Origin of the sequence: Roseomonas nitratireducens (genome assembly GCF_017813355.1) — a bacterium.
Classification (GTDB): domain Bacteria; phylum Pseudomonadota; class Alphaproteobacteria; order Acetobacterales; family Acetobacteraceae; genus Neoroseomonas; species Neoroseomonas nitratireducens.
Window position 1 is genome coordinate 130,007 of the sequence record NZ_JAGIYZ010000007.1, and the last position, 20,751, is coordinate 150,757.

At 72.0% G+C, this 20,751-nt stretch carries 22 protein-coding genes; 17 read left to right on the forward strand and 5 right to left on the reverse strand.

What is annotated here, in order from left to right:
- Positions 1-43: 43 nt before the first annotated feature.
- Positions 44-1,003: a TIM44-like domain-containing protein gene (locus J5Y09_RS09385; RefSeq protein ID WP_209351494.1), complete on the reverse strand. Its 960-nt coding sequence runs from the start codon at positions 1,001-1,003 to the stop codon at positions 44-46.
- A 157-nt stretch (positions 1,004-1,160) separates the two neighbouring features.
- Here J5Y09_RS09385 and J5Y09_RS09390 point away from each other — a divergent pair, with 157 nt between their 5' ends.
- The 4 genes from J5Y09_RS09390 to J5Y09_RS09405 are packed head-to-tail and all read left to right on the forward strand — an operon-like array spanning position 1,161 to position 5,130.
- Positions 1,161-2,369, forward strand: coding sequence for a hypothetical protein (locus J5Y09_RS09390; protein ID WP_209351495.1), 1,209 nt, complete (start codon positions 1,161-1,163; stop codon positions 2,367-2,369).
- On the forward strand, positions 2,366-3,544 hold the full coding sequence (locus tag J5Y09_RS09395) for a hypothetical protein (RefSeq protein WP_209351496.1): 1,179 nt from the start codon (positions 2,366-2,368) through the stop codon (positions 3,542-3,544). The genes J5Y09_RS09390 and J5Y09_RS09395 overlap by 4 nt, the downstream gene beginning before the upstream one ends.
- A 36-nt stretch (positions 3,545-3,580) precedes the next feature.
- Positions 3,581-4,330 carry an ABC transporter ATP-binding protein gene (locus J5Y09_RS09400; protein WP_209351497.1) on the forward strand — a complete coding sequence of 250 codons (750 nt, stop codon included), beginning with the start codon at positions 3,581-3,583 and terminating at the stop codon, positions 4,328-4,330.
- On the forward strand, positions 4,327-5,130 hold the full coding sequence (locus J5Y09_RS09405; protein ID WP_209351498.1) for an ABC transporter permease: 804 nt from the start codon (positions 4,327-4,329) through the stop codon (positions 5,128-5,130). Before J5Y09_RS09400 ends, J5Y09_RS09405 begins: the two co-directional genes overlap by 4 nt.
- Here J5Y09_RS09405 and J5Y09_RS09410 read toward each other — a convergent pair.
- Positions 5,114-5,611, reverse strand: a complete 498-nt coding sequence (locus J5Y09_RS09410; protein WP_209351499.1) for a GNAT family N-acetyltransferase — start codon at positions 5,609-5,611, stop codon at positions 5,114-5,116. The genes J5Y09_RS09405 and J5Y09_RS09410 overlap by 17 nt on opposite strands.
- A gap of 92 nt (positions 5,612-5,703) precedes the next feature.
- On the opposite strand from J5Y09_RS09410, the gene J5Y09_RS09415 reads away from it, so the two are divergent.
- The 5 genes from J5Y09_RS09415 to J5Y09_RS09435 all read left to right on the forward strand — a co-directional run bounded on the left by J5Y09_RS09415 (position 5,704) and on the right by J5Y09_RS09435 (position 9,054).
- Entirely contained in the window at positions 5,704-6,342 is a 639-nt protein-coding gene (locus J5Y09_RS09415; protein WP_209351500.1) for a histidine phosphatase family protein, read from the forward strand.
- Between the two features lie 94 nt (positions 6,343-6,436).
- Positions 6,437-7,252: a lipid-binding SYLF domain-containing protein gene (locus J5Y09_RS09420; RefSeq protein ID WP_209351501.1), complete on the forward strand. Its 816-nt coding sequence runs from the start codon at positions 6,437-6,439 to the stop codon at positions 7,250-7,252.
- 52 nt (positions 7,253-7,304) lie between these two features.
- A complete protein-coding gene (locus J5Y09_RS09425) occupies positions 7,305-7,802 on the forward strand; it encodes a YcgN family cysteine cluster protein (protein ID WP_209351502.1) in 498 nt (165 codons plus the stop codon).
- Positions 7,799-8,737, forward strand: a complete 939-nt coding sequence (locus J5Y09_RS09430) for a dihydrodipicolinate synthase family protein (RefSeq protein WP_209351503.1) — start codon at positions 7,799-7,801, stop codon at positions 8,735-8,737. The genes J5Y09_RS09425 and J5Y09_RS09430 overlap by 4 nt, the downstream gene beginning before the upstream one ends.
- A gap of 2 nt (positions 8,738-8,739) precedes the next feature.
- Positions 8,740-9,054 carry a cupin domain-containing protein gene (locus tag J5Y09_RS09435; RefSeq protein WP_209351504.1) on the forward strand — a complete coding sequence of 105 codons (315 nt, stop codon included), beginning with the start codon at positions 8,740-8,742 and terminating at the stop codon, positions 9,052-9,054.
- Here J5Y09_RS09435 and J5Y09_RS09440 read toward each other — a convergent pair.
- On the reverse strand, positions 9,035-9,925 hold the full coding sequence (locus J5Y09_RS09440; RefSeq protein ID WP_209351505.1) for a DMT family transporter: 891 nt from the start codon (positions 9,923-9,925) through the stop codon (positions 9,035-9,037). The genes J5Y09_RS09435 and J5Y09_RS09440 overlap by 20 nt on opposite strands.
- A 76-nt stretch (positions 9,926-10,001) precedes the next feature.
- On the opposite strand from J5Y09_RS09440, the gene J5Y09_RS09445 reads away from it, so the two are divergent.
- From J5Y09_RS09445 to J5Y09_RS09460, 4 genes are read left to right on the forward strand one after another with little or no spacing between them, the layout of a single operon-like run.
- Positions 10,002-10,721 carry a M48 family metallopeptidase gene (locus tag J5Y09_RS09445; protein ID WP_209351506.1) on the forward strand — a complete coding sequence of 240 codons (720 nt, stop codon included), beginning with the start codon at positions 10,002-10,004 and terminating at the stop codon, positions 10,719-10,721.
- 39 nt (positions 10,722-10,760) lie between these two features.
- The gene (locus tag J5Y09_RS09450) at positions 10,761-11,768 is read left to right on the forward strand and encodes a zinc-binding alcohol dehydrogenase family protein (RefSeq protein ID WP_209351507.1); all 1,008 of its coding nucleotides are present in this window, start codon (positions 10,761-10,763) and stop codon (positions 11,766-11,768) included.
- Positions 11,755-12,603 (forward strand): alpha/beta hydrolase, encoded by an 849-nt coding sequence (locus tag J5Y09_RS09455; protein ID WP_209351508.1) that lies wholly within the window; start codon positions 11,755-11,757, stop codon positions 12,601-12,603. The genes J5Y09_RS09450 and J5Y09_RS09455 overlap by 14 nt, the downstream gene beginning before the upstream one ends.
- Positions 12,604-12,638: 35 nt before the next feature.
- Complete coding sequence (locus J5Y09_RS09460; protein WP_209351509.1) at positions 12,639-13,010, forward strand: hypothetical protein; 372 nt, start codon at positions 12,639-12,641, stop codon at positions 13,008-13,010.
- On the opposite strand, the gene J5Y09_RS09465 is transcribed toward J5Y09_RS09460, so the two are convergent.
- The gene (locus tag J5Y09_RS09465; RefSeq protein WP_209351510.1) at positions 13,011-13,844 is read right to left on the reverse strand and encodes a sugar phosphate isomerase/epimerase family protein; all 834 of its coding nucleotides are present in this window, start codon (positions 13,842-13,844) and stop codon (positions 13,011-13,013) included.
- 129 nt (positions 13,845-13,973) lie between these two features.
- On the opposite strand from J5Y09_RS09465, the gene J5Y09_RS09470 reads away from it, so the two are divergent.
- The 4 genes from J5Y09_RS09470 to J5Y09_RS09485 all read left to right on the forward strand — a co-directional run bounded on the left by J5Y09_RS09470 (position 13,974) and on the right by J5Y09_RS09485 (position 18,919).
- Complete coding sequence (locus J5Y09_RS09470; protein WP_209351511.1) at positions 13,974-15,023, forward strand: ABC transporter substrate-binding protein; 1,050 nt, start codon at positions 13,974-13,976, stop codon at positions 15,021-15,023.
- Positions 15,024-15,033: 10 nt separating this feature from the next.
- Positions 15,034-16,737 carry an ABC transporter permease gene (locus tag J5Y09_RS09475; RefSeq protein ID WP_209351512.1) on the forward strand — a complete coding sequence of 568 codons (1,704 nt, stop codon included), beginning with the start codon at positions 15,034-15,036 and terminating at the stop codon, positions 16,735-16,737.
- A 1-nt stretch (position 16,738) separates the two neighbouring features.
- Positions 16,739-17,806 (forward strand): ABC transporter ATP-binding protein, encoded by a 1,068-nt coding sequence (locus J5Y09_RS09480; protein WP_209351513.1) that lies wholly within the window; start codon positions 16,739-16,741, stop codon positions 17,804-17,806.
- 93 nt (positions 17,807-17,899) lie between these two features.
- Positions 17,900-18,919, forward strand: a complete 1,020-nt coding sequence (locus J5Y09_RS09485) for a GGDEF domain-containing protein (protein ID WP_209351514.1) — start codon at positions 17,900-17,902, stop codon at positions 18,917-18,919.
- A gap of 6 nt (positions 18,920-18,925) precedes the next feature.
- On the opposite strand, the gene J5Y09_RS09490 is transcribed toward J5Y09_RS09485, so the two are convergent.
- Entirely contained in the window at positions 18,926-20,734 is a 1,809-nt protein-coding gene (locus J5Y09_RS09490; protein ID WP_209351515.1) for a thiamine pyrophosphate-binding protein, read from the reverse strand.
- Between the last annotated feature and the right edge of the window lie 17 nt (positions 20,735-20,751).

Consider the following 20,751-nt stretch of genomic DNA (forward strand, 5'->3'; position numbering starts at 1 on the left):
GGGGCGGGAGGGGGCCTGTGTCAGCGCCGCGCGCGGCGGTGGGTCAGGCGGTCTGCTGGATCGCCGAGAGCATCCAGCGGCCGGCCGGAGCCTCGCGCACGAAGGTCCAGATCTCGGTCGCCGTCTGGCGCTCGGTGGTGCTGCCCTCGACCACCGCGTTGGTCGCGTTGTCGAAGGTGGCGTCGAGCAGCGAGAAGCGCATCGCGACGGTGGCGTATTCCTGGCCTTCCTCGGCCCAGGCCTCGGACAGGTCGCCCTGCTCGAGCCGCACGTCGCGCGTCTCGTTGCGCCAGTTGCGGGCCTCGAGGTCGCGCATGTCCTGCGCGAAGTAGGAGACCATCTCCGGCGTCGCGATCGCGCGCAGCGCGGCGAGGTCGCGCTTCGACCAGGCGGCGTTGATCTCGACCAGCGTCTGCTCGAAGGCCTTGTAGTCGGTCGGGCCGATCGAGACCGGCGCGCGCGCCGGCGCGGCGGCCTTCAGCCCGCCGCCGAGGCCGCCCTGCGCCCGCGGCTCGGGCTGGGCCTGGAAGGCGTAGCCCTGCTGCGGGCCGGCGGCGACCGCCGGGCGGCGGCCGCGCACCAGGCGCACCACGAAGAAGATGGCGAGGCCGATCAGCGCGACCTGCAGCAGCATGCCGAGGATGGCACCGAAGCCCGCGCCGCCGGCGAACAGCCCGTAGCCGAGCAGGCCGCCGATCAGCCCGCCCATCAGCAGCGCGCCGCCGAAGGAGCCGAAGAAGCCGCGGTTCTGCGTCGCGGCGGCGCCGGCCATGCCCGGGCGCGCGGCGGTCGCCGCATTGGCCGGGGTGCCGGGCTGGGTCGCCGTACGGTCGAAGCGCTGCGCCGTGCCGGGCGCGGTCTGCGTCGGCGGGGGCGCGGAATAGGTCTGGCTGCCGCGGCTGCCCGAGGAGTTGCGCCCGCCGGGCCGCGCCTCGGCGAAGGCGGGCAGCAGGACGAAGGCCAGGGTCGCCATCGCGGCGAGGAGGAAGGCGGGGCGGCGCATCGGGTCGGACGTCTCCGGCAGGTTGCTTGGATGTCATATACGCTACCGGACGAGAAATTTCGATGGGGTGAAGCGCACACGCTTCCTTCACCCTCGGCGGTCCATTGTCGTTCCACGCCCGGGGCCATCCCCGTGGCGCCTCCGCAGGATGCAGGGGATGCCGCCGCTGGAACACTCGACCGCCGAAGCTGCGGCCGCGCCGCCCGGACCAGGTCCGGACGCGATCCGCCGCGCCATGCGCGGCCCGGCCGGCCGCGCCGCGCTGATCATGCCCGCCCCGCCCGAACCGGGCCGTCGCCGCGTTGCCCTCGCGCTGCTGGAAGATGCCGGCCGCGGGCGCGGCGGCACCGTGCTGCAGGCCGCCGACGGCACCCTGCTGCTGACCGATTCCCTGGGCCCCGACGCCGACCGCGCCGCGGCGGCGATCGAACGCCTGTTCGGCCAGAAGCCCGAACGGCTGGACCCCGCCGCGGACATCGCGCGCCTGCTCGCCCTGCCGGCACCCGCCCCGGCCTCGCAGCCGCCTTCCCAGCCGGCCGCCTCGGGCATCGAACGGCTGGCCGACGAGGCGCCGCTGCCCTCGCTGCTGCGCCGGGACGGCATCATGATGCTCGCCCCGGGGCGTAAGCGGCGCCTCGCGCTGCTGCGCCTGCGGCTGCCGCGCCATGCGCTGGCGGCGAGCCTCGGGCCGTCCGGCGCCGATCCCGACCTGCTCCGCCACGCGCGGGACCGGCTGCGTGCCCGCATTCTCGCCGCGCTGGCCGACCCCGCGCAGCGCGACGCCCTGCTCGGCGGCGCGCCGCCGGTGCCCCTGCTGCTCGACCTGCCGGCGCGGATGCTGCCCGACGCGCCCGCGGTCAGCGACGATGAGCCCGCCGCGGCCCCCGCCCTGATCGCCGCCCTGACGGCGGGGGAGGCGATGGTCGACGACCTGCCCGCCCGCCACGCCGCGCTGCGGCGCCTGGGCTGGGGCCTCGCGGTGCGGGGCCTGGACGCCGCCGCGCTCTCCCTGCTCGCGCCCGAGGCGCTGCCCGCCGACATCCTGCTGCTGCGCTGGTCGCCGGCGCTGGCCGGCCGCACGGCGACGGCCGCGCTGCGCCGCGTCGATCCCGAGCGGGTCGTGCTGACCGGCGTCGACGGCGAACAGGCCCTGGAATGGGCGCTCGCGCTCGGCATCGGGCGTTTCACGGGGCCCTGGATCGCGACGTTGCAGGCCGCGACGCGCATGGCCGCCTGCCCGCACGCCGCCGCCTGCACACGCGTGCAATGCGCCGCGCGCGGCGCCGCCGCCACGCCGGAAGGCCGCGCCGGCTGCGCCGCGCCCGCGCTGCTCGCCGCCCTCCTGCCGCCGGAGGCCGCGTCGTGACGCTCGCCGAAGCCAATGTCATTTCCGCGCTCGGCACGCCCAACGGCATGGCCGGCGCGGCCACCCTCGCCGCGCTGGTGCGCGAAACCGTGGCTGCCGGCGTCGAGCGGCGCGTGCTGCTGTTCCGCCCCTCCGGCCTTGCGCCCGCGCGCCGGCGCTCGCCGCAGATGGCGATGCTGCGCGAGGCCTGGGGCGGGCTGCGCCGCACCTCCCGCACCCGGCTGTTCGAACTGCCGCGCGGGACGATGGTCGCGCTGGAAGCACCGCCCGGCCACCATCTGACCGAGACGCATGGCGTGCTCGCCGACATGCTGGAGCCGGCGGAGGCCGGCGCCGCGCTCGCGCTGCTGCGCCTGCCCGACCAGGCGGCCGCCGTGCTGGCCGCGATCGAGGAAGCGCTCGGCCTCGCGGCCGCCGTGCGCGCGGCGACACCCCGGGCCGGGCGCGCGCCGGACGGGGACGACATCGCCGCGACGGAACGCGCCATCGCCTCGGCCGACATCAGTTCGTTCCTCCGCCGTCGCAGGGTCTGCCGCCTGACCTCGGGCGGCGGCGCGCCGGAACCCTTGTGGGAGGACCGGCGCCTCGCGCTGCGCGACGCGCGGGATGCGCTGCTGCCCGGGCGCGACCTCGACCTTGCCCCCGCGCTCGCGCGGCGGCTGCGGCGCGCGCTGGAACGCCGGATGCTCGCCGGCCTCGCGCATGCCGAGGAGTTGCGCGACATCGGCGCGCTGAGCATGCCGCTGCTGATCGAATCCGTGACCTCCGGCGAATTCCTGAGGCTGGACGCGATGTGGCCGGCGGCGCTGCGCGGCCGGCTGACCATCGCCTTCGGCGCGGAGGATGTCGCCGCCGACCCGGCGGGCTTCGCCTTCGCGCGGGATTACCTCGCCACGCGCGGCCACAAGGCGATGCTGGAAGCGGCCGGACCGGCCGCGCTGATGGCGATGCCGGCCTCCCGCACGGGAATCGGGGCGGTGCGGCTGCGCTGGTCGGAAGCCCTGCCGCCGCTCGGTTCCCCCGCCGCCGAGGCGCTGCGCGCCGCCTTTCCGGCGGATCGCGACGCGGTCGTGCTGTCCGGCGTCGACCGCCCCGCCGCCATCGCCTGGGGGTGGGAGATGGGCATCACGCTGTTCCAGGGCCGCCTGGTGGAGACCCGCCGGCCGATGGCATGACTTGGCGCGCGGGGCGGGCGGCCCGATATGGGCCGGATGGATACGCCAGCGCTGCTCGTCGAAGGGCTCAGCAAGACCTACCGGCCGGGCGACAAGCCGGCCGTGGACGGGCTGACCTTCACCCTGCCCATGGGGCAGACCTGGGGGCTGCTCGGCGGCAACGGGGCGGGCAAGTCCACGACCATCGCCATGCTGCTCGGCCTGCTGGTGCCCTCGGCGGGGCGCGTCATCGCGCTGGGCCACGACATGGCGACCGACCGCTTCGCGGCGCTGGCGCGCATGAACTTCTCATCCCCCTACATCGCGCTGCCGCACCGGCTGACGGTGGAGGAGAACCTGCGGGTCTACGCGCATCTTTACGGCGTGCCGGACATGAAGCGGCGCATCGCGGAGTTGGTGGAGGAATTCGCGCTCGGCGACTTCGCGAAGCGTCCCGCGGGCCAGCTTTCTGCCGGGCAGAAGACGCGCGTCGCGCTGGCCAAGGCGCTGGTCAACCGCCCGGCGCTGCTGCTGCTGGACGAGCCGACCGCGAGCCTCGACCCCGATACCGGCGACTGGGTGCGCACCACGCTGGAGCGGTACCGGGAGGCGACCGGCGCGGCGATGCTGCTGGCCAGCCACAACATGGGCGAGGTCGAGCGGCTGTGCGGCAACGTGCTGATGCTCAAGGGCGGGCGGGTGGTGGATGCGGGCAGTCCCGCGGCGCTGCTTCAGAAATACGGGCGCGACGACCTTGAGGAGGTGTTCCTCGACATCGCGCGCGGACGAGAGAGGGCTGTTGCATGACCGGCTCGGCGACGCGTCGCGTCTGGGGCCTGATGTACCGGCACCTGGCGCTCTACCGCCGGTCCTGGCCGCGGCTGCTGGAACTCATGTACTGGCCCGTGCTGCAGATGGTGGTGTGGGGGTTCGTCACCGCCTATCTCGCGGGCGTGCAGCAGAACACGGCGACGATCGCGGCCGGCGTGCTGCTCGGCGGCGTGCTGCTGTGGGAGGTGACGCTGCGCAGCCAGATGGGCTTCGCCATCTCCTTCCTCGAGGAAGTGTGGTCGCGCAACCTCGGGCATCTGTTCGTCTCGCCGCTCAAGCCCTCCGAGATGGTGGCCGGGCTCGCGGCGATGAGCGTGCTGCGGACGCTCGCCGGGGTGGGGCCGGCGATGCTGCTCGCCTTCCTGCTCTATGGCTTCGGCATCTGGACGGTCGGGCCGGTGCTGGTGCTGTTCGTCGCCGCGCTGATGGCGATGGGCTGGGCGGTGGCGCTGGCGGTCACGGCCCTGATCCTGCGCCATGGCGCGGGGGCGGAAGCGCTGGCCTGGGGCGTGATGTTCGGCCTCGCCCCCTTCGCCGCGGTGTTCTACCCGGTGGCGGTGCTGCCGGGCTGGCTGCAGCCGGTCGCGCTGGCCATTCCCGCGACGCATGTGTTCGAGGGGATGCGCGCGGCGCTGACGGATGGGCGCATCGCCTGGGACCACCTGGCCTGGGCGGTGGCGCTGGACGGGCTGTGGCTGGCGGCCGCGGCGTGGATCTTCCTCGCCCAGTTCCACCAGGCGCGGGTGCGCGGGGCCTTGCTCAACATCGGGGAGTGAGGGGCAGGACCAGCCGGCGTTCCGTCACGCGCCGCCCCCATTGTTCCGCCGCGACCTCCCGGTCCAGCACGAAGCCGGCTTCGGCGTAGAGACGCGCCGCGGCGTCGAGCCCATCGAGCGTCCAGAGATGGATCTCCGGCGCGCCCGCGCGCCGCGCCTGCGCGATCGCCTCCGCCAGCCATCGCCGGCCGAGACCCTGCCCGCGCAGCGCCGGGTCGAGGATGAACCAGCGCAGATGCGCGCTGGCCGGGTCCTCCCCGGCATCGAGGGCGATCGAGCCCAGCACGCGGCCATCGGCGACTGCGCAGCGGAACAGGTCGCGCGCGGGGTCGAGCCTTTGCAGGAATTCGCCGAGTTCGCGGGCGACCTTCGCCTCGAAGAAGGCGCCGAAGCCGTGGCTCTCGGCATAGGTCCGCGCGTGCAGCGCCGCGATGCCGCCGATGGCCCCCGGCGTCCAACGGTCGTGGATGACGATGTCCATGCAAGGCCCCCCACGGCCGAGTCTCGCGCCAAACGTCCGGTTCCCAAAGGCCCCTCTCGCCCCCGCCGCGCCGCCGGGCTATGCCCTGTCGCGTGACCCCGACCCGCTTCTTCCTGATCCGCCATGCGCTGGTGGAGCCTTCCGCCCGCGCCGTGCTCTACGGCTCCATGGATGTCGCGCTCTGCGACCTCGCGCTGCGGGAGGAAGCGGCGTCCTATCGCTGGCTCGCGCGGCGCCTGCCGCAGCCGGCGCGATGGTTCGTCACGAACCTCTCCCGCACGCGCGCGACCGCCGCGGCGATCTTCGCGGCGGGTTATCCCGAGAGCGAGATCGCGGCGGAACCCGACCTGGCCGAGCAGCATCTGGGCGAATGGCAGGGCATCCCGCATGAGGCGCTGCCCGCGCTGCTGACGCATCCCGCCCATCCCTTCTGGCCGCATGCGGGGGAGGAGCATCCGCCCGGCGGCGAATCCTTCCGCCAGGTGCAGGCGCGCGTCGCCGCGGTGCTGGAACGCATCGCCACGCTGCTCGAGGGGCAGGACGTGGTGATCGTCGCGCATGGCGGCTCGATCCGCGCCGCGCTGGCGCATGCGATGGGCCTCACCCCCGACCAGGCGCTGGTGTTCAGCGTGAAGAACCTGTCGCTGACGCGCATCGAGAAGCATGGGCGGGACTGGCGCGTGGCGGCGGTGAACGAGGAGCCCTGGACGCCCCCGGCCGAGGATCGTTGACGGTTCGGCACGAACCGGGCGCAGCGAAACCTTTGTGTTGCCAGAATTGAACGGTTAGAAGGGCGCTCCATCAAAGGCTTGGAGGGTCCGCTTCATGCGTCGTCTCGCCTTCATCGCCCTCTCCGCCCTCGCGCTGCTGACCGGCGGGCATGAGGCTCGCGCGCAGGCCGAGGAGCAGAACCTCGTCGACCGCGCGACGCTGTCGCTGCAGGAGGTCTTCGACATCGGGGACCTGAGCGCGGATGCGCGGTCGCTGCTTGGCCGTTCCCGCGCCGCCATGATCTGCCCGCGCGTCATCCGCGGCGGCTTCGTCGTGGCGGGGCAGGGCGGGGATTGCGTGCTGGTCGCGCGCGACGGCAGCGGATCCTGGTCCTCGCCGGCCTTCTACACCATGGGCGGCGGAAGCATCGGCTTCCAGGTCGGCATCCAGGACGCGCAGGTCGTCATGCTGATCATGAACGACAAGGCGCTGGATGCCGTGCTGGACAGCCAGTTCCGCTTCGGCGCGGATGCGGGTGTCGCGCTCGGCACGCTCGGCCGCGGCATCGCCGGCTCCACGACGGCGGCGGTGGGGGCGGACATCGTCACCATCGCGCGGGCGCGCGGCCTGTTCGCCGGCGTATCGCTCGACGGCAACTTCCTGTCGGCCCGCAGCGCTTCGATGCGCGCCTATTTCGGGCGCGACGTCTCGCCGCGGCAGGTCGTGGTGGGGATGGAGGCGCACAACCCGGCCGCGGACCCGCTGCGCGCCGCGCTGATGCGCATGTCCCAGGCGCAGTCCGGCGCCGCGGCGCCGCAGCCGCAGGGGTCCGGCGCGCCGCCGGCGGTGATCACCCCGGCGCCGGGCGGCACGGGCGGGCGCGTGCAGACGGAAAGCCTGCCTTCGCCGCCGCGCAGCGGCACGCGCTGACCCCGGCGCGCGCCGGGTTCGCGCGCCGTCCAGCCTCCGCTACACTGGGGGGGTGACCGACCCGCTCCCCTTCTGGCGCGCCAAGACGCTCGACGCGATGACGCGCGCGGAATGGGAAAGCCTGTGCGACGGCTGCGGCCGTTGCTGCCTGCACAAGCTGCGCGACGAGGAGACCGAGCGCGTCCACTTCACCGAGGTGGCGTGCCGGCTGCTCGACCTCGAGAGCTGCCGCTGCAAGGACTACGCGAACCGCAAGCGCCGCGTGCCGGATTGCGTGAAGCTGACGCCGGCGCGCGTCGCCGCCGCCGACTGGCTGCCGCCGACCTGCGCCTATCGCCTGGTGGCGGAAGGTCGCGACCTGCCCTGGTGGCATCCGCTCGTCTCCGGCCGGGCCGAGACGGTGCACGAGGCCGGCGTGTCGGTGCGCGGCCGCGCGGTGGCGGAACGCGCGGCGGGCGATTTCGAGGACCACGTCGTGTCCTGGCCCGGCCGCTGGCCGGCCGGGGCGCGCACACAGACCAGCATGACCAAGCGGAGGAAATCCGGATGAAGAACGCGATCTATGGCGGCGTGAACGCCGCGGTGCTGACGGCGATGGGACCGGACCTCGCGCCCGACCTCGACCGCATGACGTCGCATGCCAGGTGGCTGCTGGCGAACGGGTGCAACGGCCTCGGCGTGCTCGGCACGACGGGGGAGGCGAATTCCTTCGGCCTGCACGAGCGCAAGGCGATCCTGGAAGGGCTGGTCGCGCGCGGCATTCCCGCGGCGAAGCTGATGCCGGGGACGGGCTGCGCCAGCCTGACGGACAGCGTGGAGCTGACGAAGCATGCGCGCGACGCCGGCTGCCCCGGCGTGCTGATGCTGCCGCCCTTCTACTACAAGGGTCCGTCGGATGACGGGCTGTTCGCCTATTTCAGCGAGGTGGTGCAGCGCGTCGGCGGCGGCGTCGCGATCTACCTCTATCACTTCCCGCAGCAATCGGCGGTGCCCTTCAGCCTCGACCTGATCGGGCGGCTGCTGAAGGCCTTCCCGGGCGTCATCAAGGGCGTGAAGGATTCGTCGGGCGACTACGCCAACATGCAGGCGATGGTGCGGGAATTCGCCAAGGACGGGTTCGAGGTCTATTCCGGCAGCGACGAGTTCCTGCAGCAGATCCTCGCCGAGGGCGGCGCGGGCTGCATCACCGCCGCGTCCAACGCGAACAGCCATTGGGGCGGCATCGTCTACGCCAAGCGCACGGGGCCCGAGGCCGATGCCGCGCAGGCCACGCTGACGGCGACGCGCCGGGCCGCGACCTCGGTGCCGCTGATCCCCGGGCTGCGCGAGATCATCGCGCGCAGCACGGGCGATGCCGGCTGGCGCGTGATCCGCCCGCCGCATCTGCCGCTGACGGCCGAGCAGGCCGAGAAGGCCTGGGCGGCCTGGGGTGCCGCCGGCGCGCTGCCGCTGCCGGGGATGGCGACGGCGAAGGCGGCCGAATAGCCATGACCGAGCCGCTGCGCTGCCGCCCGCCCGCGATCGCCACCGTGCAGGTGGACGACGCCAATGTCCGCGTCACCCGGTGGGATTTCCCGCCGGGCTCGGAGACCGGCTGGCACCGCCATGGCATGGCCTATGTCGTCGTGCCGGTGAGCGACGGGAAGATGCTTCTGGAACTGCCGGGCGGGCAGACGGCGACGGCCGAGATCAAGGCGGGCGTCGCCTATGCCCGCGCCGCCGGCATCGAGCACAACGTCGTCAATGCCGGCGACACGGCCTTCGCCTTCGTCGAGACGGAGCTCAAGCACCTGATCGGGTGACCCGGCGGGGCAGCGTGACGAGCGCGAGCCCCGCGAAGACCAGCGACGCGGCCGGGATGGTGAGCCAGCCCGGCCTTTCGCCGAACAGCGCCCAGCCCCAGGCGATGCCCGTCAGCGTCACGATGTAGCCGGTCTGGGACGTGACGACGCCGCCATGCGCGGCGAGCGAGCGGAAGTAGACGAGGAAGGCCAGCGCCGTGACCGCGCCCTGCGCGAGCGAGACGGGCAGCCCCACCGCCGGCGGCACGGCCAGGTGCCCCATCAGCGCCGCGAAGATCGTCGCCTGCACGGCCCCCGCCGCCAGCGTGCCGGTGGCCAGCGCCAGCGGCGGCGCGCCTTTCGGTGCGAGCCGCACCGCGAGCAGGTTGGACGCCGCGTAGCAGACCGGCGTCAGCGCGGCGAGCAGCGCCCAGGGCAGCAGCGCAGGGTCGGGCAGCGCGGCGCCGGGGCTCATCGCCAGCAGGACGCCCGCCAGCCCGAGCGCGGTGCCGAGCAGGCGACGCCGCGTCATCCTCTCCATTCCCATCGCCGCGGCGCCGAGCACGGTCAGCATCGGCGACAGCGGCACGAGCAGCGCGAAGAATCCGGCGGGGACGTGCTGCAGGCTCGTGAAGCCGACCAGGTTCGCGAGCGCGAGGCCGGTGAGCCCCGACACCGCGTAGTGCAGCAGATGCGCGCGGGACAGCGGCAGCGCGATGCCGCGCAGCCGGCAGATGGCCAGCAGGATCGCGGCGCTGACCGCGGCCGCGACCGCCGCGATCAGCATCGGCGGCCAGCCGATCGCGCCCAGATGCTTCACGAAGGCCGGCGTCGCACCCCAGATCGCGCCGAGCAGGAGCAACGGCGGCAGCGGTCGGAGCGCATCGGGCATGATGCAGAGAGGTCGCGTGCGCCGCGCATCTGTCAAGCGGTTGAAGCGTTCACCTGTGCTGCGCCATGGTGCGCCCATGCTGCTTCCCGAGTCGGAAACCATCGCGCTGCGTCCCGGGGTTCTCGGTCCGCCCGTCGACTGCCCGGTGCGCTGGCATCGTTCGTCGCGCGCGCGCCGCGTCAGCCTGCGCATCGACCCCCGCGCGGGGGAGGTGGTGGTGACGCTGCCGATGCGCGCCGGCCGGCGTGCCGGCATGGCGCTGCTGACGACGCATGCCGCCTGGGTGATGCAGCGGCTCGCGGCGCTGGCGCCGGCGGTCGATCTCGCGCCCGGCGCCGAAGTGCTGCTCGGCGGCCGCCCGCACGTGATCCGCCACGACCCGGCGGCGCGCGGCGGCGCCTTCCTGGATGGCGCGACGATCGTCGTCTCCGGCCGGGTGGAGTTCCTCGCCCGGCGGGTGAAGGATTTCCTCCGCGACGAGGCCAAGCGCCGGATCACCGCGCTGGCGGAAGGGCATGCGGCGGCGCTCGGCGTGCGCATCCGCGCCATCCGGCTGAAGGACACACAGAGCCGCTGGGGATCCTGCGCGCCGGACGGCACGCTCGCCTTTTCCTGGCGGCTCGTCATGTCGCCCGACTGGGTGCTGGACTACGTCGTGGCGCATGAGGTCGCGCATCTGCGCGAGCTGAACCACTCCGCGCGCTTCTGGGCCCATGTCGAGGGCCTGACCCCGCACCGGGAAGCCGCGCAGGAATGGCTGCGGGCGAACGGGCCGACCCTGCTGCGCGTCGGCTGAATCCGGCCTATATCCCGCCGCGACCAAGCGGAGGGACGCATGAAGGCCATCGGTTTCCTGAAATGCCATCCGGCCGACCACCCGGAGGCGCTGCTCGACCTCGACATCCCGGCCCCCTCGGCGCCGGAGGGGCACGACATGCTCGTCGAGGTGCGCGCCGTCTCGGTGAACCCGGTCGACACCAAGCGCCGGCGGTCGGAGGAACCGAAGGACGGGCCGCGCGTCCTCGGCTTCGACGCCGCCGGCACCGTGCGCGCGGTCGGCCCCGCCTGCACCCTGTTCCGCCCGGGCGATGAGGTGTTCTACGCCGGCGTCGTCAACCGCGCGGGCAGCAATGCCGAGTTCCAGCTGGTGGACGAGCGGATCGTCGGGCACAAGCCGCGCAGCCTGTCCTTCGCCGAGGCCGCGTCCCTGCCGCTGACGACGATCACCGCCTGGGAAGGCCTGCACGACCGGCTCGGCGTGCATGAGGGCGCCGGGGCGGGGGAGGCGCTGCTGGTCATCGGCGGCGCTGGTGGCGTGGGCTCGATGGTGATCCAGGTGGCGCGCCAGCGCACGGCGCTGACCGTCGTCGCCACCGCCTCCCGCCCCGAGACGGCGCAATGGTGCCGCGACCTCGGCGCGCATCACGTGGTCGACCACAAGGGCGACATCGCGGCCCAGCTCAAGGCGCTCGGGGTGAAGCCGCGCTACGTCTTCTCGACCAACACCACGGCGCGGAACTGGGACCAGATCGTCGCCTGCGTCGCCCCGCAGGGCGCGATCGTGCTGATCGAGAGCCAGGCTCCGATCGATGCGCGGCAGCTGATGCCGAAATCGGTCTCCCTGCATTGGGAACTGATGTTCACGCGCCCGATGTTCGGCACGCCGGACATGATCGAGCAGCACCGGCTGCTCGATGCCGTCGCCGACCTGGTCGACCATGGCCGCATCCGCCACACCATGACGCGCAACCTCGGCCGGATGGATGCGGCGAGGCTGCGGGAGGCGCATGGGCTGGTGGAAAGCGGCACCATGATCGGCAAGGTGGTGCTTGAAGGCTTCTAGGCGCGCGCTGCCGGCGGCCGCAGTCGCGCTCGCCGGCTGCGACGCGGCGGCGCTCGCGGACCGGCTGACGCCGCGGCTGGGCTATGCGCAGCGGGTGGACCTGGCCTACGGCCCGCTGCCGCGCCACCGGCTCGACCTGTATCTGCCGGACGGGATGCGCGCGGACTCGCCGCTGCTCGTCTTCCTGCATGGCGGCGGCTGGCGCAGCGGGTCGAAGGACCTTTACCGCTTCGTGGGCGAAGCCTTCGCGACGCGCGGCTTCGCCACCGCCATCCCCAACTACCGCCTGTATCCGGAGGTCGCCTTCCCGGGCTTCGTCGAGGATGCGGCGCGCGCCATGGCCTGGCTGGCCGTCGCGCCCGGCCTGCCCGCGGGGCCGCGCGTGGCGGTCGGGCATTCGGCGGGCGCGCATATCGCGATGATGCTCGCGCTTGACGCGCGCTGGCTCCAGGCGGCGGGCGCGCCGCTGCCGGCCGGAGCGGTCGGCCTGGCGGGGCCCTACGACATCATGCCGCTGCGGCGCGGCGGGCGGCTCGCCGCGGTGTTCGGCGGGGAGAACCGGCCGGAGACGCAGCCCATCGCCTTCGCCGACCGGCCCGGCCCGCCGATGCTGCTGCTGCACGGCATGGCGGACGCGACCGTGGCGCCGGAGCAGAGCGAGCGGCTGGCCGCGCGGCGCCGGGCCGCGGGCTTCCCGGTGCGGCTCGTCACCTATGGGGATGTCGGGCATGTCGACATCCTCGGCTCGCTCGCCGCGCCGCTGCGGGGCATCGCGCCGCCGGTGCTGCGCGACATCGCGGATTTCGTCACCGAGCTGCAGGGGAGACCGACATGAACCACGGCATATCGCGCCGCGGAGGGGCATGACCCATGCCGCAGGGTGTCGCTTCGCTCCGGCGCATCGTGCTGGGCTTCTGGGCGGCGTCGGTCGCGACCGTCGCTGGCGCCGTGTGGCTTTCGAGCGCGACGGGGGACTGGATGTGGCTGGCGCGGTCCGGCGCGATCCTGACCGCGCTCGGCCTCGTGTTGGCGAGCCGAAAGATCCTGATCGCACGCAACGACCTGCTGGCCCTGCTGCATGACATGGAGCGGGCGGACGGGGCGGAGCGCACCGCGCGCCTGGCCTCCTTCAAGCAGCTGCAGAAGGACATCGACCGCCAGGTGCTGGAGAAGGCGGGCTTCGCGCTGCTGATCCTGGGGACCTTGATCTGGGGCTTCGGGGACCTGGTGGGGAAGCTCTGATCAGTCGACCGCGACGCCGGCCGCGCGCGCCGTCCGCACCATGAACGCCCGCGCCGCCTGCATGTCGTCCAGCGTGCCGAAGGCATTGGTGTAGGCGCCGCGATAGCCGCGGCCTTCCAGCAGCGCGAACATGGCGCCGAAGTCGAAATCGCCCTGGCCCGGCACCAGGTGTTCCTCGAAGCCGTTGCGCCAGCAATCGGCGAGGCGGACTTCCTTCACCCTCTCCAGCGGCACGTCGGCGACGAAGCCTTCGACGCCCGGCGGCAGCAGATGCGCGTGGTTGGCGGTGAAGGACAGCGCGAAGGACGGCGAGTGGATGGCGTCGTAGTAGAAGCGCCATTCCTCCATCGTGTGTGCGAGGTAGTGGACCTCGGCATTGTCCGGCTCGCGGTTCAGGTTCTCGAGCAGCAGCAGCGCGCCATGCCGTTCCGCGTGGCGGACCATGCGCTGCAGACGGTCGCGCCCGGCCTCCATGCGCATCGGCACGTCGGCGGTGAAGTGGTAGCCGGCATGGACGACGATCCATTCCGCCTCGAGCCGCGGTGCGACCTCGATATAGGCCTGCAGGTAGGCGTCCACCGCTTCCGACAGGAAGGGCGAGTATTCGGCGACGTTGACGGCCGAGAGCGTGTGCAGCGCGATCGCGACGCCGTTCGCCTTCGCCCGCGCGCGGATGTTGCGGCAGCGCGCGTCGTCGAACAGCGTCACCGCGTTGGGTCCGGTGTCGAGCTGGATGTCGATGTGCCGCACCGCGTTGCGCGCGGCCCAGTCGATCGCGTCCTCCAGCCGCAGCTTGCGGCCGACATCCACGCCGATCCGGTCGATCAGTGCCATCGCATCCTCCCTCTCCTGCGTCATGGTTTACAGGGGTCGGGGCGGGTGGCAACGTTTCCGCGTCCAAGAACGAAGAACCAGCGCGACCGCCAAAGGCGGCGCGGTCCAACAAGGGTGGGAGGAAGCCGGATGTTCCTGATCGACAGGCGACAGATGCTGGCGCTCGCGGCCTGGTCCGCGGCGGCGACGAAGGCGTGGGCGCAGTCGCCGCTGACGACGGCGGAACATGCCCTGTACGACGCCGCGCGGCGCGAGGGCGAGATCACCTGGTATTCCGGCCAGTACAGCGCCGATGCGTCGGAAGCGGCGGGCCGCGCCTTCACCGCGCGCTATCCGGGCGTGCGCTGCAACGTGGTGCGCAGCACCTCCCAGGTCGCCTTCCAGCGGCTGTCGCAGGACCAGCGCGCCGGCGTCGCGCAATGCGACGTCTTCTCCTCGACCAATGGCGGGCACTACATCCAGCTCAAGCGGCAGAACCGGCTGATGCAGTTCCGCCCCGCGAGCGCGGACGGGCTGCTGCCAATGCTGCGCCAGGCCGATCCCGACAACTACTTCCAGTCCTCCTTCCTCGGCATCTACCTGATGGCGCACAACACGCGCCTGGTGAGCGAGGCGGACGCGCCGCAATCCTGGACCGACATCCTGGATCCGAAATGGCGCGACAAGCTGGCGGTCGGGCATCCGGGCTTCTCGGGCGCGATCGGGCTCTGGGCGCTGCAGATGCGCACCATGTTCGGGCCCGACTACCTCCGGCGGTTCGAGCGCAACAAGCCGCAGGTCGGCCGTTCGTCGATCGACCCGGTCACCATGATGAACGCGGGCGAACGCGGGGTTGGCGTCGCGGTGCCCTCGGCGTCCACGCTGTTCGCCATGTCGCGCGGCAATCCGCTGAAGCTGATCTATCCGACGGAAGGCGTGATCGCGGCACTCTCGCCCTCGGCCATCATCCGCAACGCGCCGCATCCGAACGCGGCGAAGCTGTTCATGGAATTCACCTGCGGCCCGGCGCTGTCGATCGCGGTGCGGGAATTGTTCAACGAGAGCATCCGCCCCGACGTGCAGCCGCCCGAGGGCTCCCGCCCGCTCGACCAGGTGCGCATGCTCGCCCCGTCGCTCGAGGAGGCGGAGCGCGGCGTGCCCGAGGTGCGGGAACAGTGGCGCGAGATCTTCGGCGTCTGACGCCGGCGCGATGAGCGCCGCGCTCCGCCCCTCCCGGCTCCGCCTGCTGGAGCCGGTGATGCTGCTCTGGCTCGCGCTGATCGCGGCGCTGCTCGTGCTCGTCGCCGGGCCGTTGCTGAAGATGGTCCTCGTCTCCTTCGAGATGCAGGAAACCGGCGAGTTCACCTTCCAGAACTACCTGACGGCCTATGGGCGGCAGCGCTACCTGGATGCGCTGCGCAATTCCCTGCTGCTCGGCGCGCTGGCGGCGGCGATGTCGGTCGTCATCGCCGTGCCGATGGCCTGGGCCGTGTCGCGCACCGACATGCCGGGCAAGGGCTTCACCTGGGCGATGGTGCTCGCCGCCTTCGTCATGCCGCCCTATCTCGGCGCGATCGGCTGGATCCTGCTGGCGGGGCCGAATTCGGGCTGGATCAACGTGACCTGGCGGGCGCTGACCGGTGCGACCGAGCCGCTGGTGAACGTCTACACCTTCACCGGCATGGCCTTCGTCATCGCGCTGCATTCCTTCCCGCTGGTCTTCATCTTCGTGAAATCGGCGCTCGACCTGATCTCCTCGGAGATGGAGGACGCGGCCAACATCCTCGGCGGCGGCACCTGGACGACGATGCGCCGCGTGACGCTGCCGCTGGTCTGGCCGTCGATCCTGGGTGGCTTCATCCTCATCTTCCTCGAGACCATCGCGCTGTTCGGTACGCCGGCCATCATCGGCATTCCCGCGCGCATCAACGTCGTGACGACGCAGCTCTGGCAGTTCTTCGAGGACCCGGTGCGCGTCGAGGTCGCGGCCGCCTATGCCATCCCGCTGCTGCTCATCACCGTCGGCCTGATCGCGGTGCAGAAGTTGATGCTCGCCCGCAAGGGCTTCGTCTCCCAGACCGGCAAGGGGGGCGAGCGGCGGGAGGTGAAGCTCGGCCCCTGGCGCTGGGTGCTGTTCGGCTGGTGCCTGACGGTCGGGCTGCTCGCGGTGGTCAAGCCGCTGCTGGTGCTGCTGCAGGCCTCCTTCGCCAAGGCCTGGGGCCGGGGCTTCTCGCTCGACAACCTGACGCTGCGGAACTACCGCTTCATCCTGTTCGAGCACGACATGGCGCCGCAATCGGTCTGGAACACGGTGTGGTTCTCGGCCGCTTCGGCGACCATCGCCGTGATCCTCGCGCTGCTGGTCGCCTACATCGTCATCCGGCGGCTGATGCGCTTCGCGGATGCGCTCGGCTTCCTGGCGATGGCGCCCTTCGTGATCCCGGGCATCGTCATGGCGATCGGCTTCTACGCCGCCTATGCGGGGCCGCCGCTCAGCCTCTACGGCTCGGGTCTGCTCATCATCCTCGCCTTCGCGGCGCGCTTCCTGCCGATCGCCTACGCTTCCTCCCAGGCGGCGATGCGGGCGGTGCATCCGGAGATGGAGGAAGCCGCACGCATCCTCGGCTCCGGCCGGCTGCACGCGATCCGCAAGGTCACGGCGCCGCTGCTCAAGACCTCGCTGCTCGGCGGCTGGCTGGTGGTATTCATCGTCGCCTCGCGCGAGTTGTCGGCCGCCATCTTCCTGGTCGGGCCACGCACGCGGACCATGTCCGTGCTGCTGTACGACCTGACGGAGCAGGGGAACTTCGAGGTCGTGGCCGCCTTCGGCGGCGTGCTGCTGGTCATCACCATGGTCATCGTCGGCATCGGCATGAAGCTGGTCGGCCGCGACTTCATGCTGCGGAGGGAATAGCGTGCCGCGCCTCACGCTCACCGGCCTCACCAAGGCCTATGGCAGGCTGACGGTCGTCGACCGCGTGGACCTGACGCTGGAGGAAGGCGAGTTCGTCTCCCTCCTCGGTCCCTCCGGCTGCGGCAAGACGACGACGCTGCGCATGATCGCGGGCTTCGTCGACCCGACCGGCGGGACCATCTCCGTCGACGGCGCGGTGCTGTCCGCGCCCGGCGCGGTCGTGCCGCCGGAACGGCGCGGCATGTCCATGATCTTCCAGTCCTACGCCATCTGGCCGAACATGACGGTGGAGGAGAACGTCGCCTTCGGCCTGAAGCTCCGCCGCCTGCCGGGGGATGAGGTGAAGCGACGGGTGCGGGAGATGCTGGCGGTCGTGAAGCTGGACCAGCTGGCGCATCGCTACCCCGCGGAACTCTCCGGCGGGCAGCAGCAGCGCGTCGCCCTCGCCCGCGCCATCGTGGTCAAGCCCTCCGTCCTGCTGCTGGACGAGCCGCTGTCGAACCTCGACGCCAACCTGCGGGAGGAGATGCGCTTCGAGATCCGCCGCCTGCACGACGAGTTCCGCATCACCACCGTCTACGTCACCCACGACCAGGCGGAGGCGATGGCGACCTCGGACCGCATCGCGGTGATGAACCAGGGCCGGATCGAGCAGGTGGACGCGCCGCACCTGCTCTACACGAAGCCGCGGACGCGCTTCGTCGCCGGCTTCGTGGGCCGCACCAACCTGCTGGAGGCGCGGGTCGAGGGTGGGCGGCTGATGCTCGAGGCGCTGGACCTTGGCCCCGCGGCGGCGGTGGCGCCCGTCGCGGCGGATGGGCCGGTGCTCATCTCGCTCCGTCCACAGGCGATGACAATCCATGAAGCGGCACCTGATGGGCCGGCGACGCTGGTGCTGCCCGCGACCATCGCCGAGCGCACCTATCTGGGCGAGTCCTGGGACTATGTGGTCGCCCCCGAAGGCACCGGGCTGCGGCTGCGCGTGGCGGCGCCGCCGCTCGAAGCCCATGATTCGGGCCGGCCCGTGTGGCTGGCGCTCGACCCGCGGCAGGTGGCCATCGTCGCCTGACCTCACGATTCCGTGAACTGATTGCGGGGCGCGATCAATCATCAATTCATGCAATGCGTATAAATACGGACCGCCCGCGAGGCGGAGGTGTATATGCAGGTTGACGATCTTTCCGCGGCGACGCGCCATTCCGAGGCGGCCTTCGCCTCTCTCCGGCATTTCTCGCTGCCGCCGACGCCGCAGAACTACGCCGTCTGGTACGAGTTCCACGCCGAGCGCAACGCGGAGCTGCGGCGGCTGATCTCGATCGCGCTGTCGAACCGGCGCGTCGTGGATTCCTACATGATGGCGGAGCTCTACGACCTGTTCTTCGCCGACACGCCCGAACGCCAGGCGGCGCGCGAAGCGGGCGCCACGCTGCGGGAAGCCGCGGGCCGGATCCGCGAGGCCGGCGACGATGCCGCCCGCTACGGGGATACGCTGAACGAGGTCGCCGGCGCGATCCCGGGCGACGGGAAGGGGCTCGCGGCGCTGGTCACGCGCCTGAGCGCCGAGACCATGGCGCTCTCCGCACGCTCGAAGCGCCTCGGTGACGAGTTGCAGGCATCCGGCGCCCGGATCACGGAACTCGAATCGAAGCTGGCGGCGGCGCAGCGTGCTTCCCAGACCGATGCGCTGACCACCCTGCCGAATCGCCGCGCCTTCGACTCCATGATCGTCGAGCACGCGGGCCAGGCGATGAACAGCGGGAATGACCTCTCGCTGCTCATGATCGACATCGACCACTTCAAGCGGGTCAACGACACCTGGGGCCATGCGGTGGGCGACGCGGTGATCCGCCTCGTCGCGACCACCCTGGCGCAGCACGGACCCAACCATGGCCGCCCCGCGCGCTACGGCGGGGAGGAATTCGCGATGCTGCTGCCCTCGACGCCGATCGGCGACGCGGTGGGGCACGCGGAGAAGCTGCGCGGCGCCCTTGCCGGCCGGCGCATCAGCCTGCGCGGCAAGAACGAATCGATCGGCAACGTCACCGTCTCGATCGGCGCCGCGCGCTACGAGCCCGGCGAGCCCGTCGCGGCCTGGATCGACCGCGCGGATGCCGCGCTGTACCGCGCCAAGCAGCAGGGGCGGAACCGCGTCGTCACGCTCGAGGCCGCCGAGGCGGGCTGACGCCCGCTACAGCGACAGCCCCCGCGCCTGCAGCGCCTTGAGGAAGTTCGGCTCCGGGTTCGGCAGCGGCGGCAGGTCCCACGACCCCGTGCCGATCGGGCGGATGTCCCGGTCCACCGGCACCTCGACCAGGTAGGGACGGTTCGCCTTGATGGCCGTCTGGATCGCGTCCTCGACCTCGCCCACATGCGTGACGCGGTGGGAGGCGACGCCGTAGGACTTCGCCATCAGCGCGAAGTCCGGGCTGTAGAGCTCCCCGCTGCGCTGCACCTCGAAGGCGGTGGCGAGTTCCCGCCCGCCGAACATCCCGTGCTGGATGTCGCGGATCGAACAGAAGCCGTTGTTGTTCCACACCACCCAGACCACGGGGATGTCGTATTCCACCGCGGTGGCCAGCGCGTGCGGCGTCATCAGGAAGGACCCGTCGCCCACCACCGCGACACATGGCCGCTCGGGTGCCGCGAGCTTCGCGCCGAGGATGCCGGAGGTCGCGAAGCCCATCGCCGCGAAGCCCCAGGAATGGATCAGGTGGCGCGGCCGCAGCGTGTCCATCAGCTGGATGATCCAGTTGTGGTGCACGCCGACATCCGATGCGACGACCGCATCCTCCGGGATGGCGCGCGACAGGGCGCGCATCAGCCGCTCGGGGCGCAGCGGCATCTGGTCCGATTCGGCCAGCCCGCCCTGGTATTCGCGCCACACGGCGCGGCCCTTGCGCAGCCGGGCGAGCCAGGACTCCGTGATCTGCCGCGCGCCGCCGATTCGTGCCTTCGCGGCCTCGATCAGGAATTCGAGGCTCGCCTTCGCATCGCCCAGGATGCCGTATTCCGCCGGGTAGTTGCGGCCGATCTCGCTCGGGTCGATGTCGATCTGGATCAGGCGGGACGGCGGGATGGACAGCGTGTAGCCGTCCAGCCAGGCGCTCGTCGCCCGATCGTCGAAGGAGAAGCCGATGGCGAGGATGACGTCGGCGTTGCGCGTCGCGTCATTCGCCGCATAGGCGCCGTTGCGCCCCGTCGCGCCGAAGGCGAGGTCATGCCGGTCCGGGATGGCACCCTTGCCGTTCGGGCTCGTCACGACGGGAATGCGCGTGAGCTCCGCGAAACCCACCAGCGCGTCGCAGGCCTGGCCGATCAGCACGCCCTGGCCTGCGATGATGACCGGGCGTTCGGCCGACAGCAGCAGGTCGAGCGCGGCGGAAAGTTCCGCCGGGTTGCCGGGCGCGCCGTTCATCACGCGGTTCGGTGTGTCCGACGGCGTGTACGGCGTCTCCTCGACGAAGACATTCAGCGGCACGTCGAGGTTGACCGGCCCCGGCCGCCCGGCCGTCAGCTGGTCCCAGGCCTGCGACACCGCGAGCGGCACCATGTCGGCGCGCGTCGGCTGGAAGGACCGCTTCACATAGGGGCGGATGACGGAGGGGAAGTCGCCCTGGAAATGCCGCCCCGTCTCCTGGAACGGGCCGCGGTTGAACTGCCCCGTCGGCACGTTGCCGGTGATGGCGAGGAAGGCCGAGGAATCCATCATCGCCGCGGCGAGCGCGACGACCATGTTGGCCGAGCCCGGCCCGCAGGAGGTGAAGGTGGCCACCGGTTCCCCGCGCACCTTGTAGTAGGCGTCGGCCATGTGGCCGGCGGTCTGCTCATGGTGGGTCGAGATGGTGCGGATGCGGTTCTGCGCCTTGAAGGCCGCATCCATGAAGCCGGTGATGCCGTGCCCGCACAGGCCGAACAGGTAGGGCACCTTCTTGCGCACCAGGTGGTCGACGATGATGTCGGCGCCGTTCATCAGCGCCGCCTTGCTGCTGCCGTCCATGGACGTCTCCCTTGATG